15 protein-coding genes are annotated in these 17,520 nt (G+C 50.1%); 10 read left to right on the top strand and 5 right to left on the bottom strand.

The genetic code is table 11. The features are described 5' to 3' along the window. Nucleotides 1-5: 5 nt before the first annotated feature. Nucleotides 6-1,049, bottom strand: coding sequence for an aminotransferase class V-fold PLP-dependent enzyme (locus AB2U10_RS03845; protein ID WP_367913326.1), 1,044 nt, complete (start codon nucleotides 1,047-1,049; stop codon nucleotides 6-8). A gap of 29 nt (nucleotides 1,050-1,078) precedes the next feature. Then, the gene (locus AB2U10_RS03840) at nucleotides 1,079-1,378 is read right to left on the bottom strand and encodes an autorepressor SdpR family transcription factor (protein WP_367913327.1); all 300 of its coding nucleotides are present in this window, start codon (nucleotides 1,376-1,378) and stop codon (nucleotides 1,079-1,081) included. Between the two features lie 162 nt (nucleotides 1,379-1,540). On the opposite strand from AB2U10_RS03840, the gene thrA reads away from it, so the two are divergent. The 4 genes from thrA to AB2U10_RS03820 are packed head-to-tail and all read left to right on the top strand — an operon-like array spanning nucleotide 1,541 to nucleotide 6,570. Further along, nucleotides 1,541-4,000, top strand: a complete 2,460-nt coding sequence (thrA, locus tag AB2U10_RS03835) for a bifunctional aspartate kinase/homoserine dehydrogenase I (protein WP_367913328.1) — start codon at nucleotides 1,541-1,543, stop codon at nucleotides 3,998-4,000. A gap of 13 nt (nucleotides 4,001-4,013) precedes the next feature. Further along, nucleotides 4,014-4,943 (top strand): homoserine kinase, encoded by a 930-nt coding sequence (locus AB2U10_RS03830; RefSeq protein ID WP_367913329.1) that lies wholly within the window; start codon nucleotides 4,014-4,016, stop codon nucleotides 4,941-4,943. After that, the gene (locus AB2U10_RS03825) at nucleotides 4,943-5,539 is read left to right on the top strand and encodes a DUF4254 domain-containing protein (RefSeq protein WP_367913330.1); all 597 of its coding nucleotides are present in this window, start codon (nucleotides 4,943-4,945) and stop codon (nucleotides 5,537-5,539) included. The genes AB2U10_RS03830 and AB2U10_RS03825 overlap by 1 nt, the downstream gene beginning before the upstream one ends. Then, a complete protein-coding gene (locus tag AB2U10_RS03820; protein WP_367913331.1) occupies nucleotides 5,536-6,570 on the top strand; it encodes a glycosyltransferase family 9 protein in 1,035 nt (344 codons plus the stop codon). Before AB2U10_RS03825 ends, AB2U10_RS03820 begins: the two co-directional genes overlap by 4 nt. A gap of 30 nt (nucleotides 6,571-6,600) precedes the next feature. Here AB2U10_RS03820 and AB2U10_RS03815 read toward each other — a convergent pair whose 3' ends face one another. Continuing rightward, nucleotides 6,601-7,929 carry an amidohydrolase gene (locus AB2U10_RS03815; RefSeq protein WP_367913332.1) on the bottom strand — a complete coding sequence of 443 codons (1,329 nt, stop codon included), beginning with the start codon at nucleotides 7,927-7,929 and terminating at the stop codon, nucleotides 6,601-6,603. A 13-nt stretch (nucleotides 7,930-7,942) separates the two neighbouring features. Next, a complete protein-coding gene (locus AB2U10_RS03810) occupies nucleotides 7,943-9,322 on the bottom strand; it encodes a UDP-N-acetylmuramate--L-alanine ligase (protein WP_367913333.1) in 1,380 nt (459 codons plus the stop codon). 144 nt (nucleotides 9,323-9,466) lie between these two features. Between AB2U10_RS03810 and AB2U10_RS03805 the strand changes: the two genes are divergently transcribed. From AB2U10_RS03805 to lepB, 6 genes are read left to right on the top strand one after another with little or no spacing between them, the layout of a single operon-like run. After that, nucleotides 9,467-10,948 (top strand): type III PLP-dependent enzyme domain-containing protein, encoded by a 1,482-nt coding sequence (locus AB2U10_RS03805; protein ID WP_367913334.1) that lies wholly within the window; start codon nucleotides 9,467-9,469, stop codon nucleotides 10,946-10,948. Between the two features lie 38 nt (nucleotides 10,949-10,986). Further along, on the top strand, nucleotides 10,987-11,109 hold the full coding sequence (locus AB2U10_RS03800) for a hypothetical protein (protein ID WP_367913335.1): 123 nt from the start codon (nucleotides 10,987-10,989) through the stop codon (nucleotides 11,107-11,109). 46 nt (nucleotides 11,110-11,155) lie between these two features. Then, nucleotides 11,156-11,569 (top strand): sugar 3,4-ketoisomerase, encoded by a 414-nt coding sequence (locus tag AB2U10_RS03795; protein WP_367913336.1) that lies wholly within the window; start codon nucleotides 11,156-11,158, stop codon nucleotides 11,567-11,569. Then, complete coding sequence (locus AB2U10_RS03790; protein ID WP_367913337.1) at nucleotides 11,569-12,657, top strand: DegT/DnrJ/EryC1/StrS family aminotransferase; 1,089 nt, start codon at nucleotides 11,569-11,571, stop codon at nucleotides 12,655-12,657. The genes AB2U10_RS03795 and AB2U10_RS03790 overlap by 1 nt, the downstream gene beginning before the upstream one ends. Nucleotide 12,658: 1 nt before the next feature. Beyond that, nucleotides 12,659-13,573 carry a glycosyltransferase family 2 protein gene (locus AB2U10_RS03785; RefSeq protein ID WP_367913338.1) on the top strand — a complete coding sequence of 305 codons (915 nt, stop codon included), beginning with the start codon at nucleotides 12,659-12,661 and terminating at the stop codon, nucleotides 13,571-13,573. A 58-nt stretch (nucleotides 13,574-13,631) separates the two neighbouring features. After that, nucleotides 13,632-14,750 (top strand): signal peptidase I, encoded by a 1,119-nt coding sequence (gene lepB, locus AB2U10_RS03780; RefSeq protein ID WP_493820194.1) that lies wholly within the window; start codon nucleotides 13,632-13,634, stop codon nucleotides 14,748-14,750. A 181-nt stretch (nucleotides 14,751-14,931) separates the two neighbouring features. Here the strand turns inward: lepB and AB2U10_RS03775 are convergent, their stop codons facing one another. Further along, nucleotides 14,932-17,391 (bottom strand): M14 family zinc carboxypeptidase, encoded by a 2,460-nt coding sequence (locus AB2U10_RS03775; RefSeq protein WP_367913340.1) that lies wholly within the window; start codon nucleotides 17,389-17,391, stop codon nucleotides 14,932-14,934. Nucleotides 17,392-17,520: the final 129 nt, after the last annotated feature.

Below are 17,520 nucleotides of genomic sequence, written 5' to 3'. Positions count from 1 at the left end.
ACGGCTTACAGCTTCACAAAGCTACGAAGTAATTCGAACAACACCTCATAATCGGCATCGGGTATGGCCGGAAAATTAGCGATCCGGAAAGTAGACGACTGCCAGGCGCCGTATCCCTTACCGATAATGGCTCCGTGCTGCGCAAGATACCGGCTCAGGCGGCCGGGTTCGGCACAGCTGACCGCAACCACCGTTGACGAGCGTACGGCCTCGTTCCGGATCAGCGGCCCGCAGGTTCCAAGCCCTTCCAGGAAACGGTAAATACCCGCTGCACGCCGGGCTGTTCTTTCAGCAATAACCGACACATTATCAAGATCTTCCAACAAATGCTTCAGCAGGTAAACCGCCAGGATATTCGGGGTATACGGTGTCTGAAACCGGTCAAAATTGCTTTCCATGAAAAGCGCGCTGTTGTAATACCGGTGGTCATTGATCTCTGAAGCCCGCCGCAGGGCTGCCGGGGAAACCAGCATGATGCCCATACCCGAAGGCAGCCCCAGGCATTTCTGGGAAGAGCTTATCCAGATATCGCCCCGGGAAATATCATAATTGACCCCGCCCAGCGACGATACCGCATCGATCATCACCAGGTTGTCACCGGCCGCCGCCCGTATTTTACCGATGGTCGCTGGTGATACCGCCGTACCGTTAGACGTTTCATTCGCTACAAGACATACATCGCGCCCCTCTGTACTGCGTATAGCCGGCTCTTCTTCGGCACCGAAGGCCTCTCCCTCTGTACCGGGATTGATCCGCTCCGTGTATATTTTCCATTTTTCACCGAAAGCGCCGTTGTAGAAAAACCGTGCTTCTTTTGAAAACGACTGGGCACAGATTTCCCAGCATTCGGTAGCAGAAGAAGTAAAGAAAACTTTGTAATCCGCCGGAACGTTCAGCCGGTCTCTGAGCAGGTCAATGCATTCCTTCAGCAGGGTCATGAAATCATCGGAGCGGTGATTTCTTTCCAGAATTCCGGATTCAAACGCCTCCTGGGCAAATCTTTTTACAGCAGGATAAATGCGGGAAGGGCCCGGGTAGAAATTATACATGAAATTTCTATCGTAAAATTTTTGTACCGCTACACCCGGAGCGGGATCCGTATTCTCGGCTTTTCAGCGTTGCTCTCGTTTTTAAACAGGGCAAACCACTGCAGCACCTCGTCCAGGGCAGGCAAATTAATCGAATACATCACAAACTGCCCTTTCTTTTTGGCAGTCACCAGGTCAGCCTGCTTCAGAATATCCAGGTGATGGCTGATGCTTGGCTTTGAAATATTGAACCGGTCGGCTATCTCTCCTGCGGCAGCCGGGTTGACCCGGAGTATCTCCAGGATTTCACGCCGGGTACCGTCATTCAAAGCCTTAAAATACTTATCCATGGCCGGGTCGCATTAATTAATAATTATACAAATAACTAACTATATTTTATTATGTCAAATAAAAACACCAATTTCTTTGCCAAAAATTGAATTATACGTTTTAGCGGAATAATAATTGGTATATTTGCGGTGTATAACCCAATCCCAAATTCATTAAATCGCATGAGGGTTCTAAAGTTCGGAGGAACGTCGGTAGGTACAGTTGAAAGCATCACGGAAGTAGCGGAGATCATCCAGAAAAAATTTTCCAAATCTACAGGTATTGCTGTGGCTTTTTCGGCCATGTCAGGAGTAACCAACAAGTTACTGGAGGCCGGGAAAATGGCAGCAGCAGGATCGGCAGATTACATGGAAATTGTCAAAACGCTGGAAGACCGCCATTTTGAGGTGATCAAGAAGCTGGTTCCCGTAAAATCACAGAGCTCTATCCTGGCCACCATTAAGGGTGAGCTGAATGACCTGGAAGATTTTTTAAAGGGCATCACCTACATCCGCGAGCTCAGTCCGCGTACGTCTGATTTCCTGGTAAGCTTCGGCGAGCGGCTTTCTACCCGTATGATTTCCTTCCTGCTAAAAGAAAAAGGACTGAATACGGTCTATACAGACGCCCGGCAGATCATCAAGACCAACAGCAATTTCGGGTTTGCCGAGGTAGATGCGGTTCTTACCCATCAGCACATTATAGAAAAGCTGTCCGACCCGTCGGTCATCTACTGTGTGACCGGCTTTATCGGTTCTGATGAAAACAACAGCACCACTACCCTGGGCCGGGGCGGTTCAGACTATACCGCCTCCATCATCGGCGCCGCGCTGAATGCAGAGGTCATCGAGATCTGGACCGATGTCAACGGCATGATGACCGCCGACCCGCGCAAAGTAAAAAATGCCTTTTCCATAGCTGAAATCTCGTATTCCGAGGCTATGGAGCTCTCCCACTTCGGCGCAAAGGTGATTTATCCACCCAGCCTGATCCCGGCTTTCCAGCGCGATATTCCTATCCGGATACTGAATACCTTTGAAAGCAGTCACCCCGGAACGATCATTTCACGAAACGTGAACCAGAAAGCCTATTCCATCACGGGCATCAGCTCAATTGATGATATTGCGCTGATCAACCTGCACGGAAACGGCATGATCGGCGTGGCCGGTGTGGCGGCCAAGCTGTTCGGGCTGATGGCTGACAACCACATCTCCATTGTTCTCATTACCCAGGCCTCTTCCGAGCACTCTATCTGCTTTGCCGTAGAGCCGGCGGCCGGTGAAAAGGTGCGCCAGATTCTCGAAAAAGGCTTCAAAAACGAGATCACCAACGGTGAGATTGAAAATGTCAGCGTACAATATAACCTTTCTATCCTGGCTGTAGTAGGCGAAGGCATGCGTTCCAGCTCGGGTATTTCCGGGAAATTGTTCTCGGTGCTTGGTAAAAACGGGATCAACGTGGTAGCTACTGCCCAGGGCTCTTCTGAGCTGAACATCTCGGTGGTGATCAAGAAGAAAGACATTGCCAAGGCCCTGAACGCCATACACGAGTCGTTTTTTGAGATCGACGGCTTTACCCTGAACCTCTTTATCCTGGGTCCTACCGGCCTGATCGGCAGAACCCTGCTGAAGCAGATCCTGGCTCAGAAAGACACTCTCCGGAAAGAAAAAAACCTGACCATCCGCATTGTGGGCATGACCAATACCCGCAAAATGCTGCTGAACCCCGAAGGGATTTCGCTCGACAACTGGCTGGAGAAGCTCGACAACGAGGGCGAACCGGTGAACCAGAGCGAGTTTTTCGAAGATATGCAGGCGCTGAACCTGAGCAACAGTGTTTTTGTAGACTGCTCGGCCGATAAAAATATCATCCAGTACTACGCCCCTGTGCTGCAAAGTAACATTTCTATTGTTACGCCTAACAAAGTAGCCAATTCAGGCACGTATGAAGAATATGCGGCTTTGCGGGAGATCTCCCGCAAAAGAAACGTCAAATTCCTGTACGAAACCAACGTAGGTGCCGGCCTGCCCATTATCAATACCCTGCAGGGCCTGATTAACAGCGGCGACCAGATCCGGAAAATAGAAGCCGTGCTGAGCGGTACCCTCTCTTATATTTTCAACACGTTTTCAGTAGACCGGCCGTTTGTGGAGGTGGTCAAAGAGGCCCGGGAGAAAGGCTATACCGAGCCCGATCCGCGCGATGACCTCAGCGGTACCGATGTGGCCCGGAAAATCCTGATCCTGGCCAGGGAATGCGGGCTCAAGCTGGAGTTTGAGGACGTGGAAAACACACCCCTGCTCAGTGCAAAAGCGCTGGCGGCCGCCAGTGTCGGCGAGTTCTACAAGGTGCTGGAAGAAGAAGACCAGCATTACGCCGGGCTGATCTCTGCGGCCCATTCAGAAGGAAAACGACTCCGTTTCATCGCCAGCTTTGAAGAAGGCAAAGCCCGGATAGGCCTGACAGCAGTAAACCCGGCCCATCCGTTCTATTCGCTTTCCGGCTCTGAAAACATTGTCTCGTTCACTACAGACCGTTACGAAACCAACCCGCTGGTGGTAAAAGGCCCCGGTGCAGGGGCCGAGGTGACCGCCATGGGGGTCTTTGCTGATATTATCAGCCTGAGTAGTTTTTTAGCTTAACATAAAATATATTTTGGATTCCATCAGAGTTTTTGCCCCGGCCACCGTAGCCAATGTTGCCTGCGGATTCGATATTTTCGGACTGGCCGTGGATAACCCGGGCGACGAAGTGATTCTTACCCGCAGAAACGACAACAAAATCGTTATCCGGGAGATCACCGGCGATGCCGGCAAGCTGACCATAGACGAAACCAGAAACGCCGTTTCTGTTCCGGTCATAAAATACCTGGCCCACCTGGGCCTTCAAACGGGCTTCGACATTGTGCTTCATAAAAAAATGGCACTGGGCAGTGGCCTGGGCAGCAGCTCCGCCAGCTCGGTGGCGGGCGTATTTGCAGCCAATAAATTGCTGGGTGAACCGCTAAGCACCGACAAGCTCCTGCCTTTCGCCATGGAAGGCGAGCGCGTAGCCTGTGGCTCGGCCCACGCCGATAACGTAGCACCGGCCCTGCTGGGCGGTTTCGTGGTTATCCGTTCGTATGCCCCGCTCGATGTATTTAAGGTACCGGTACCCGATAACCTGTATGTTTCACTCATCCACCCCGATGTAGAGGTAAACACCAAAGATGCGCGCCACATTCTCAAAAATGAGGTGTCTATGAACAAGGCCATCTCCCAGATGGGCAATGTCAGCGGCATGATTGCCGGGCTCATGAGCTCCGATTACGCGCTGATCGGCCGCTCAATGGTAGATTTTATCATTGAGCCTATACGCTCCATACTCATTCCCTCGTTTTTTGAAGTGAAGATGGCGGCTACCGAAGCCGGAGCCCTGGGCTGCAGCATATCGGGAGCCGGGCCATCGGTATTTGCTTTCTCAGAAGGCAGGGAAACCGCCGAAAAAGTAGCCGCAGCCATGAAAACCGCGTTTGAACAAGTCAATATCCAGGCCACCACTTACGTTTCTACCATTAACCAGGCCGGCCCAAAAATACTTGAATAATGAAAGCAGAAGAAATTAACCGTATCTTCAGGGAATCTATCACCGACTACCATTTACAGGATCATGTAGATGCCGTCAGGCCGGAAAAATACGAAGGACTGGAAGGGCTTCTTTACCTCAAAAACTGGATCGATACGGTCCAGTGGCACCTGGAAGACATCATTCGTGACCCGTCTATTAACCCCGCTGAGCTGGTGGCCATCAAAAGGCGTATCGATGCCTCCAACCAGCACCGCACGGATACCGTGGAACAGATAGACGAGTGGATATTCAACAGCCTGCAGGGTGTAAAGCCGGCTGAGCACGCACGGCTGAACTCGGAAACCCCGGCCTGGCTGCTCGACAGGATGTCTATTCTCCAGCTGAAAATTTACCATTTTAACGAACAGCTGCAGCGAACAGACGCCACACAAAGCCACCTCGACTCCGTAAAGCAAAAGCTCTACGTATTGCAGGTGCAGGAGGCTGACCTGGCGCTGGCCTATGATGAGCTCATGGATGACCTCCGTTCGGGTCAGAAATACATGAAGCTGTACAAGCAGATGAAAATGTATAACGATCCGAACCTCAATCCTATTTTTTACGAAAAGAAATGAAAACCGCTGTTGTCTTCCGGTTTTCTGCCATGGGCGACGTGGCCCTGACCATGGGAACCCTGGCTACGGTGCTGAAGCACCGTCCCGACCTGAAGATCATTATGGTTACGCGCGGCAAATTTGTACCTTTTTTTAATAACAGCCCGGGCATTGAAGTTTTCCCCTGTGATTTTGAAGGAGAACACAAGGGTCCCGCAGGCATCATTTATCTTTTCAGGCAACTGCAGCATTTCCGGCCCGATTATGTGCTGGATCTCCACCAGAACCTGCGTACCCGTTTCCTGAAGGCACTTTTTTCCCTCTCCGGCAAAAAGGTCTTCAGCCTCGATAAGCACCGGGCAGAGAAAAAGCAGATCATTCGGGGCGAGCACCATATACCGGTAAAGCATGTTTGTGAGCAATACCTCGACGTATTCAAAGCCGCCGGTATCATTGAGAGCACAATTCACATTGAAAACCTTACTCCCCTGTTTAAAACTTCCGGGGGCGTTAAACGAACCGTTGACCAGTGGATACAGCAGGAAAACGCCATACCGTTTATCGGAATTGCCCCTTTTGCTCAGCACAAAGGCAAAATATGGCCGCTTGAGCGGTACCAAAAACTCATTGAACTGCTTCCGGAAAAGTATCCCGGACATAAAATCCTGCTGTTTGGCGGCGGGCCCAAAGAAGGAGAGATCCTGGAAAAAGTGGCCCGGAAATACCCCGGTACGCTGAATCTCGTCAACCGGTTTTCCCTGGAAGAAGAGCTGGAGCTGATCTCCCGCGCCACCTGCTTCATCAGTGGAGACACATCTAATATGCATTTCGCCGCCATGATGGGAGTAAAGGTCATCTCCATCTGGGGCGCCACCCATACACTCACCGGCTTCGGCCCTCTCTTTCAGCCCGAACAAAACAAAGTGGAAATCTCACGGGAGGTCCTCACCTGCCGCCCCTGCTCGGTCTATGGAAAAGAGCCCTGCAGGAGAGGTGACTATGCCTGCCTTGACTGGCTTAAGCCTGAAACGGTTATGCTGAAAACAGAATAGAAACAAACTTCAAAGGAAGCTCAGCCTGTCTTAAAATACCACGTTCCCCTGGTAAATCAGTGATTTTACCGGTGACATCCGCGACACGGCTTCTGCAGAGCAGCTTGCTTCCAGGAAAACCAGGTCTGCAGCATCACCGGTACGCGGCCATTGCTGAACACCTTTGTCGTCTAACGGCACCGGGCCGCCCGTGGCCAGCTTCAGCATCCGGCTAAGGCCCGATTCAGAAGTATAGCCGTACAGCTGAGCCGCCAGGTTGGCTTTCTGCAAGACACTTCCGGTGCCAAAGGTGTTCCAGTGGTCTACGATGCTGTCATTACCCGTCAGCACTTCCACCCCGTATTTCATCAGGGTCGGAATAGGCATAACCAGCCCGCCAAAAGGAATGGTAGAGACAATGCCTACCCCGGCGGCGGCGAGCTTTTCTGCCATGGCCTCCTGCCCGCTTTTATCCAGCCGCCCCAAAGCAAAACCATGACTTACATAGGTCTTTCCCCGGAGCACCGGGTTTTCATTAACTTTAGCAATAAGATATTCTATGGTCTGGATGCCTGAACTGCCCTGTTCGTGCAGGTGAATATCAATACCCTTTTTATGGTCAAGGGCAAGCTGTACCGTAAAATCTATTGTCTTTTCAATGGCCCCGTCAATGCTGAAAGGATCCAGCCCGCCGATAAAATCGATATCCATACCGGCAGCTTCTTTCATATAGGGAACAGAGTCGGTGTAAAAAACACCGTGCTGGGGGAAAATCACCAATTCAGTCCCGAAAACCTTCTTTTTATTTTCCAGGGCCTTTTCCAGGTTTTTCAGGGAATCTAATTTCGAGGTAGGCTCAATATTGACATGGCTGCGGGCAAAAGCCGTTCCCTTGGATTGCAGAAGCTCGATCAGCCGCTCTGCTTTCTCTGTAGAGTGTTTCAGCATACCGGGCAGCATTTTCTGCTCCAGGGCTATCATTCCTTTTACCCCTCCGCTTCTTCTTACGGCGCGCCACTGATCACTGTAGAACGTTTTATCCAGGTGAATGTGCATGTCCCGGAAGGCCGGGAGCATCAGCATTCCGCCTGCATCTATGGCTTGGGCATCAGGCCGGTCAGCACTGACCTTCGTGATCTTCCCGTTTCCGATCTCTACCTGGAAAAGACCTGTTTGGGTGGCAATAACTTCATCTCCTTCGTATTCAAAGCCGGTTTCCAGCCTTACATTTTTAAGCGTATAACTTTTGTCCATTGGCCTCATTTCTTTGGTTGGGTTCCGGGTATCCTCCCCTTGCGCCCATAAAATACCGGGAGCAAGCACTGCTCCTGCCAGGTTGGTAGACGCATTTTTCAGGAAAGTCTTACGGGAAATATTCATTTTCAGGGTGTGTTTAAAGGGTTTCAAGCAATTCTGTCACTGTTTCTTTCAGATCGAGTCCGCCGAAGGTACCTGACGACATCAGCAATAAATTGCGGTCTTTCCAGTCGAGCGAGCTAAGATAGGCCAGCAGGTCAGCAGCATCAGAGAAAACAAGCAGGTCGGGCCGGCCGAAATACTTTTTCACCTCTTCCGGGCTGATGGGCGGCATCTTTTTCATTTCCAGCGTATGCGGAGAATAGAAAACAATGGCCGTATCGGCATCATCCAGCTTATGGGCATAATGGGGCAGGAAATCTTTGTTCAGGCTGGAGTAGGTGTGCAGTTCATAAGCCGCCACCAGCTGCCGGCTGCCGTACAATTCTTTCACGGCACGGGTAGTAGCACCTACCTTGGAAGGGGCATGGGCGAAATCTCTGAAAATATGGGTACTTTCGTTTTTACCCAGCGTTTCCAGTCGCTTGGCAGCCCCTTTAAATGTTTGTATGGCTTCAAAAAAAGCGCTTTCACTGATCCCCAGCTTCTCGCAGATGATCCGGGCCCCGTTCAGGTTTTTCAGGTTATGCTCACCGAAAATCCCGAGTGGCAGCCCGCCTTCGGGCGTTTCAGCATAAACTTTCCCGTTTCTTACTTCATACGGATAAGCCTTGTAAGGGATCTCCTCTATTCCTTCCCGGGGTACTCCCCCGATTTTGACAGCCTCTTCGTCAGTGGCATCGTAGAGCAGCACACCGGGCCGTTCCATGCCGTCGGCCAGCTTCATGAATGTATCGGTATACGACTCAAAAGTAGGAAACACATTGAAGTGATCCCAGGCCACACCGCTGATCAATGCAATATGCGGATGATAAAATAAAAACTTGGAGCGCATTTCGATCGGGCTGGCCAGGTATTCATCGCCCTCGATAATAATGACGGGCGCATCGTGCGTCAGCCTGACCATCAGGTCAAACCCTTCGATCTGCGCCCCCACCAGGTAATCAAAATTATGCCTGTGATAAGCCAGCACGTGCAGGATCATGCTGGTAATAGAGGTTTTGCCGTGACTGCCGGCAATTACCACACGCTTTTTATTCCTGCTTTGTTCAAAAACATACTCCGGGAACGAATATACCCGTACCCCCGATTTTTGAGCCATCAGAAGCTCAGGATTATCCTTTCGGGCATGCATACCCAGGATCACCGCATCCAGGTCAGCGGTGATCCGGCTCTCGTCCCAGCCGGTTTCAGCCGGTAAGATGCCCGCGGCAGCAAGCCGCGAGCGCGCCGGTTCGTAGATTTCATCATCCGAACCGGATACCTCAAAACCTTTACTTTTCAATGCCAGGGCAAGATTGTGCATTACAGCACCGCCGACAGCGATAAAATGCACTTTGGGATGGGAATTACTCATGAATTAAATTAACGAGAGTTAAGAACGAAACAGGATACATTTTACGTTATTTAAGAACCCTGCATTTCCTTTGCAAAGTTGTGAAAAATATATCAATTTTGCACGAATTTTTAAAATCTAAACGCGGGTTTCCTTCAACAGCGAATGAAGAGGTATATCGACTTAATTCAACAGACATTCGAGTTCCCTACCCGGGAGTTCGGGGTGGATGCACAGAATAATCTCCAGTTTAATAACGTTCCGCTGATGGACGTTATCAAAAGATACGGCACGCCGCTCAGAATAAGTTACTTACCTAAAATAGGCGAGCACATTGAGCATTCCAGGCTCCTGTTTAAGAATGCCATGAAGAGGTACAATTACAAGGGGAGCTACACCTATTGCTACTGCACCAAATCGTCGCATTTCAAGTTTATCCTGGATACGGCGCTGAAGCATAACATTCATCTCGAAACCTCATCGGCCTTTGATATACCTCTGATTGAAACGCTTTACGACGAAGGAAAGGTCTCTAAAGATACTTATGTGATCTGCAACGGCCACAAAATGCCGCAGTATCTCAAAAACATTACCAACCTGCTGAACCGGGGCTTTGTCAACTGTACGCCCATCCTCGATAACCTTGACGAGATCGACTATTACCTCGAAAATGTAACGGCAGATAACGTAAATATCGGGATACGGATCGCTACCGACGAAGAGCCCACTTTCTCGTTTTATACTTCCCGGCTGGGGATCCGCTACCGTGATGTAGACGATCTCTACCTGAAAAAAATAAAACCCGACGAGCGTTTTAAGCTGAAAATGCTCCACTTTTTCATCAATTCAGGCATTAAAGATACCGCCTACTACTGGTCGGAGCTCACCCGCTTTATGTTCAAATACTGCGAGATGAAACGCATCTGCCCCGAGCTTGATTCCATTGATATTGGCGGGGGCATGCCTATCCAGACCTCGGTGGTGTATAACTTTGATTACCAGGCCATGGTCGATGAAATCATTGAAAACATCCAGTGGATCTGCCATAAAAACAATGTACCGGTACCCAATATTCTTACCGAGTTCGGCAGCTATACCGTAGGCGAAAGCGGCGCTATCCTGTACAAGATCATTGATCAGAAGCAGCAAAACGACCGCGAGCTGTGGTACATGATCGACGGTTCGTTTATTACCCAGCTTCCTGACGCCTGGGGCATCGGCCAGAAGTATATCATGCTTCCTATCAACAACTGGGACGCGCCGTATACCAAAGTCAACCTGGGCGGGCTTACCTGCGATTCAGCCGATTATTACAATACGGAGTCGCACTCGGAAGACCTCTATATGCCGATCATTGACGACAACGACCCGAATGACGAGCAATACATCGGTTTTTTCCATACCGGGGCTTACCAGGAGTCGCTGGGCGGCTATGGCGGTATACAGCACTGCCTCATACCGGCACCGAAGCACGTGCTGATCGACAGGGATGAAAACGGCAACATCACTACCGAGCTCTTTGCTGATGAGCAAACCGAAGAGTCAATGCTGAAAATCCTGGGCTACCGCAGCAAGCGCAATACCGCAGAGCCGCTCCAGGAAACCTCTTCGAAAATGCATTTTCACGAAGAAACAAAAGATAATTAAGCATTGAGCGTTATATAGATAAGAACCGGTTCCAGACTATGAAAAAATACATTGCCTTTTCGCTGCTCGTGGTGGGCCTGCTGGCTACCTCGTGCCGGAAGCAGACTTGCCCTGCTTACTCATCTATTGATGAAAAAGCAGTTGAAAATCCGATTTTTTAAGTAATTTGCAGTCAGGAATAAAATAGAATTTTATTCAGACTAACCTATGGCCTCCGTAATTACATTAAAATCGGTAGAGAACCACGATGGTTTTCTGTCTGTTTTTGAGCACCTCATGCCGGGCTCTATTGAGCGGGCTTACTTTATTTATAATGTCCCGGAGAGCAGTGTCCGGGGTGGTCATCGCCATCACCATACCTGGCAGGGCCTGATTTGCCTGAACGGTTCCTGCCAGATCTATGTACAGGAATCAGAAGATACCGATTACATTGTTACGCTGGACAGCCCGCAGAAATGTCTCCTGCTAAAGCCTTCTGACTGGCACCAGATGTACGAATTCACCGAAGGCAGCATCCTGCTGGTGCTGGCCAACCGAAACTACGATCCTGAAGATTATATCGATACACCTTACAATGAAACCCATGTCATTCAAAAGATGTACAATTCCGTAAACTCCTGATGGCAATTCCTTTTTTATCTCTCAAAGCGCTCAACCAACCCTATACGGCTGAGCTCGAAGCGGTATTTCATCAATTCCTCGACAAGGGCTTTTATATGCTTTCTGACCGGGTGAAGCAATTTGAAGACGAGTTCGCCGCCTTCTGCTCGGCCCCGTTTTGTGTAGGGGTTGCTAACGGACTCGATGCCATTGAGCTCATTCTGCAAAGCCTGGAGCTGGAAAAAGGAGCTGAGGTTATTGTTCCGGCCAATACCTACTATGCCACCATTCTTGCCGTGCTGAATGCCGGAATGACCCCCGTGCTGGTAGAGCCTGACCCGCACACCTTCCTCCTGGATGCCGAAACGGCGGAGAAAGCGGTTACCGAAAAAACCGCTGCCCTGCTTGCCGTAAACCTGTACGGCAAAATGTGTGATTACGATGCTCTTTCAGCACTGGCCCGGAAATATAACCTGAAGCTCATCACTGACGCGGCACAAAGCCACGGAGCGCTGTATAAGGGCTCCACCGACTGTCCCGGCACCGATGCCATAGCTTACAGCTTCTACCCTACAAAGAACCTGGGCGCCCTGTCGGATGCCGGCGCGGTGATCACCCGCCACGAGGCCCTTGCCCGCAACGTACGTGCCCGCAGGAACTACGGCTCAGAGGTACGCTACCAGTTTGACTACCTGGGCAAAAACAGTCGCCTGAGCGAGCTCCAGGCTGCTTTTCTTTCTGTTAAATTAAACCATCTGAACCGCGAGACAGAACGACGAAGAGCCCTGGCAGTGCGGTATCTTTCGGAAATCAAAAACGAAAAGCTGGTTCTTCCTCCCGGGGAAACCGCCGGTGAAGATGCCTGGCATTTGTTTGTAATCAGAACCCGCCGGAGAGAAGACCTTAAAGTGCATCTGCAAAATGCGGGAATTGGCTTTGATGTTCACTACCCCACTCCGCCCCACAGGCAAAAAGCGCTGTCATTTCTCCATCCCCTCCGTTTCCCTGTAACCGAAGAAATTCACGACACCGTACTGAGCATACCCCTGAACGGCACGCTCAGCGATCGCGACGCAGACCATATTATTACCACCCTTAACCAATTCTGATATGTTTGATTTTTCAATAGTAATCCCGGTTTATAATGGTGCCCCGTCTATTGAAAGCTTAGTACAGACCATTCACAAAGACCTCTCCGGCTACCGTTTTGAAATTATCCTGGTCAATGACGGCTCAAAAGACCGATCGGCACAGATATGCCAGGAAATAGCCGACACTTTCCCGGCGGTCACTTTCGTTAATCTCCGGAAAAACTTCGGGGAATTCAACGCCGTCATGTGCGGGCTCAGCTTTGTAACCGGTAAATATGCAGCGATTATTGACGACGACTTCCAGAACCCGCCTTCTGAAATCCTCAAGCTTTACCATAAGGCCATTTCCGAAGACTTTGATGTGGTATACAGCTATTACGACGAAAAGAAGCACCACTGGTTCCGGAACTTCGGCAGCAAGACCATCAACCTGCTGACCACCTGGCTCCTGAAAAAACCGGCCGACCTCTACCTCAGCAGCTTCAAGCTGATCAAAAAGGAGGTGATCACGGAAATTATTAAGAGCCGTATGCCGCATCCGTACATTGACGGGCTCATTTTCCAGGTGACCGGTAACGTAGGAAAAGAAAAGGTAATTCACCGGAACCGGCTGGAGGGGCACTCCAATTACTCCATGACCAAGCTGATCAGCCTCACCCTGGCCATCATTTTCGGTTACTCCATGATCCCCTTACGGCTCACGTTCCTGGCCGGCTTCTTTTCTATCGTATTCTCGCTTATATATATGGGCTTTTATGCCTTCCGGCTGATCAGCCAATGGGGATCACCCATCATTATTTTCATGTGCGGGGTGATTCTGTGCTGTTTTGCACTGATCGGAGAGTACATCGGCACTACTTTCCTGATTGCTTCCGGGAAGCCGCAATACATTATAAAATCAGTTTCAAAGAAAGAAATAATTGACCGTTCATAAAAATATCAGTTGCAGGAAGGGCTTAAAGTGATATTTTTGCACAAATTTTAAAAGACTTATGTCAGAAAAAAAGAAAAAAAAATCTCCGATGCGGGAATGGTGGGACTCCGTACTGTTTGCCGTCATTGCCGCTACCCTGATCAGGGGGCTGTTCCTGGAGGCCTATACCATACCTACAGGCTCTATGGAAAAAAGCCTTTTAGTAGATGACTTCCTCTTTGTTTCCAAGGTTCATTACGGAGCCAGAACACCCAAAACCATTCTGCAGGTACCCCTCACCCATCAGAAGATCTGGTTTACCGATATTCCTTCTTACCTCGACTGGATTCAGCTGCCCAATTACCGGCTTCCCGGCTTTACCAGCATTAAGAATAACGACGTGGTGGTTTTCAACTACCCCGGTACGCCTTTGCGCCCGGACCAGTTCGGCGGCTTTGACAAATACCCGGTAGACCTCCGTACCAACTACATCAAGCGCTGTATGGGTATCCCCGGCGATATGGTGGAAGTGCGTGACGCCGTGGTCTACGTTAACGGCAAGCCGCTACCGGAAGTAAAAGGGGTTCAGAAATATTACGACATTGAATTCAATACCAACCCTAACGAGAAGATCTTTGACAAAGCTGATGTGGAAGTAAATGGCCGCAGAGGCGATAACGGCAAATACTATTACCGTATCAACGCTACCGCTGCCGGCCTGGAAGAGATCAAAGGATACGACTTTGTGACCAATGTATACCCGGATATCCTGGCCAAAGGCGATACCTCCAGCATTTACGGGATAGCCTTCCCGTACAACGCCCGGCTGTTTCCGTTTAACCGCGATAACTTCGGCCCGATCACCGTGCCTAAGAAAGGGATGAAAATTGCGCTGAATGAAAAGAACATTGCCCTCTACGGAACGGTTATTACTACTTTTGACCTGAACAAAAATGCCGAATTGAAAAATGGCAAAGTATACCTGGATGGCAATGAAATCAGTGAATATACCTTTAACCAGGATTATTACTTCATGATGGGAGATAACCGCTACGAATCAGACGACTCCCGTTTCTGGGGTTTTGTGCCTGAAGATCACGTGGTGGGTAAGGCAGCGTTTATCTGGATGTCGATTGACCGTGACGGCTCTTTCCTGAATAAGATACGGTGGAAGCGGCTGTTCAATATTATCCGCTAGCCCTTTATTCGGCTTCGCCTCATTTTTTTAAAACCATATAAGGCATATAAGTCACATAGAAATAGTTTTATATAAATTTCTGTGACTTATATGCTTTATATGGTTTAAACTATTTTGTAACACACACAAGCTCTTAAAAATTATTCTTCTATGACTTATATGCCTTATATGGTTCATCAAATCATTTCACGAAGAACACCGCATTGGCAAAAAGCGCCTTGCCCGTATACCAGAAACCTCTGAATATGGGGCTTTCGGTCAGGTAAATCACTTTTCCCCGTCCTTTATTCTGCACACCGAAAACGGTAGCATCTTTCAGTCCTTTCTGTGCATTGCTGCCTACAAAGCCGCTCTTGTGCGCTCCGAGTACACCCACGTTCCAGCCGTATACCAGGTTTTCGTAGTTATTGGCCTCCTTGATCAGCATATACATGCTGCTTCCGTAGCCGTACGCCAGCGGATGGGTATTATCCAGCTTCACCTCGTATATGGCACCGGGGATCATATCCGAAATGGCTTTTCTCGACGCCTCACCGTACTTCCGGCTGAGGTCGGCCTTTTTCTCCGTGCTTTGCTTTTCTTTCAGCTCATACCCGTCTACTCCTGCAAATGCACCGCAGGCGTCTTCCAGCAGGATCATCCGGCCGCCTTTGTTCACCCATTCTTTTAAGGCATGCGATTCTGTGACCGACTTATCGTAACGGCCTCCGGGAAATACCAGCACATCGTACGCCGCCAGGTTGATGGCTCCCAGCGCTTTGTTGTCGAGTAGGGTTACCGGGTAATCGATCTGCTGGTCAAAAAAGTGCCATACATCTCCGAAGCCGGTAGGTGACAGGCCGGTACCCATCAACACACCGATGCGGGGTGCCGGTACCGTACGCACATCTTCCAGCCCCAGGTCAAGCCCGCTTTCCACCATTCCGCTGTATAGCGGCTCCAGTGCAGCCGGGGTGGCCTGCAGAGCCTGTTTTATTTTTGCTTCAAACGCATTGTCCCCTTCCCGCACAAAAATCACGGTTCCGGCCGGGAACACCTTTTTATTAACCTGGAAAGCCTCGGGCTGAACCCGGGTGCGTATACCGTTTTTCAATGCCGAAGCCAGGAAACGGTAGTCGTCAAACGAGCCCAGCTTCAGGGCATAGGCATACACTGCCGCTGCCGGCGCCCCGGTTTCAGGGACAGCCGTATACGCACCGCCTTCTATTTTCTGCTCCAGCCCGTAGGCTTCCAGTCCATAGGCATAAGGCAGCGCCCAGGCCGTAATATCATAGGTATTGGAATCTTCCAGCATGGTATGGGGCTCAAACAAGATCTTGGTCATCACGCCTTTCGGCTGGTAAGTGTTCACGATCAGGTCATTGGGTTCCAGCACAAAATTATCTTTCTTCTGGCTCTGGTAGCTGAACCCGTTCAGGCTCTTCTTGGCGCCGGCAAAGCTGTAACGGATTTCCAGGCGGTCAAGCAGCTGCGCCAGCGCCTTTATGCTTCCTTCCCTTCCCTTCATAACAAAAGACTTGTAGGGTCCGTAGCCGTTCCGGGCTGCATCGTTAAAATACCGAGCAAATGCCTCTTTAATGGCGGCAGCATGCTCTGAAACGGCTTCCAGCGCGGCTTTGCTGGTACTGCGGCTGTGCAGCATACGGTCTTTCAGGGTAAGGGTATCTCCAGTGGGCCTGAGGTAGGCCAGGCCGGCCGTACCGCTGCCACCCTGCTCATAGGTCATGGCCACAGCCCCGTTATACGAAGGGTAGGTATCGCCGTAGCTGGGATATAGCAGATCGTAATTCTGCTTTGTGTAATACAGCCAGCCTTTCTCATCAAACTCCTTTTTATGATACTCCCCGATCAGGTTCTGAAATTCACGCTGGAAAGGAGTAAAATCTTCGTGGAACGGTTTAGCCGAAGGCGCAAAAAAATACGTGGAGCCGGTGCCCATCTCGTGAAAATCTCCATGGTAATGCGGCATCCAGGAATTATAAAACTGCACCCGCTGCCGGGTTTCCAGCTGGGTTTGCCAGGCCAGGTCACGGTTCATATCAAAATGATAATGGTTGTACCTGCCGCCCGGCCAGGGTTCCTTATGCTCTATGGCATCGGGGTTGGCGTCCGGCTGCTTACCTGTGTGACGGTTGTACCACTGGCTGTAACGGTCTAAACCGTCAGGATTGGCGCAGGGGTCAATAAGCACCAGGGTATTTTTGAAAATCTTTTCGGTAAACGCTGAGCCCGGGCGGGCCAGCTCATACAGCATCTGCATGGCTACTTCTGCATTTACGGCCTCGTTTCCGTGGATGTTATAGGAAAGCATGGCAATGGCCGGGATATCACCGCCTGCATTTCCATCCAGGAGCCCGATCTTCTGCAGGTTGGCTTTCCGGATATCTTCCAGCCGGCTGATGTTCTCTGGCGAGCCGAAAGCCACTACCAGCAGGTCGCGGCCTTCTGATGTCTTACCATAAGGCAGCAGCCGGGTGTTGGTGGGACTGGTGCGGGTCACATACCGGGCATATTCAGCAACCTGGGCATGAAAATGAAATTTTTCACCGAAACCGTAGCCGAAATACTCCTCAGGTGATTGGAGCTTCTGGCTCGTGGCCTGAAAGCATACAAGTAACAATAAGGGGATAAGTCTGTACATAAGAATTTGATAAAATAAGAGCGTCAAGATACACGTTTTTTCTGAAAGGGGATCGAAATTCTGCGCTGCGAGAACAAATATTCCCCGGATTCGGTTTATCACTAATAAAGGATGTATAAAAATCCTGTC

This window comes from Leadbetterella sp. DM7 (assembly GCF_040829825.2).
GTDB lineage: Bacteria > Bacteroidota > Bacteroidia > Cytophagales > Spirosomataceae > Leadbetterella.
This window is presented reverse-complemented; position numbering and strand designations above follow the sequence as displayed.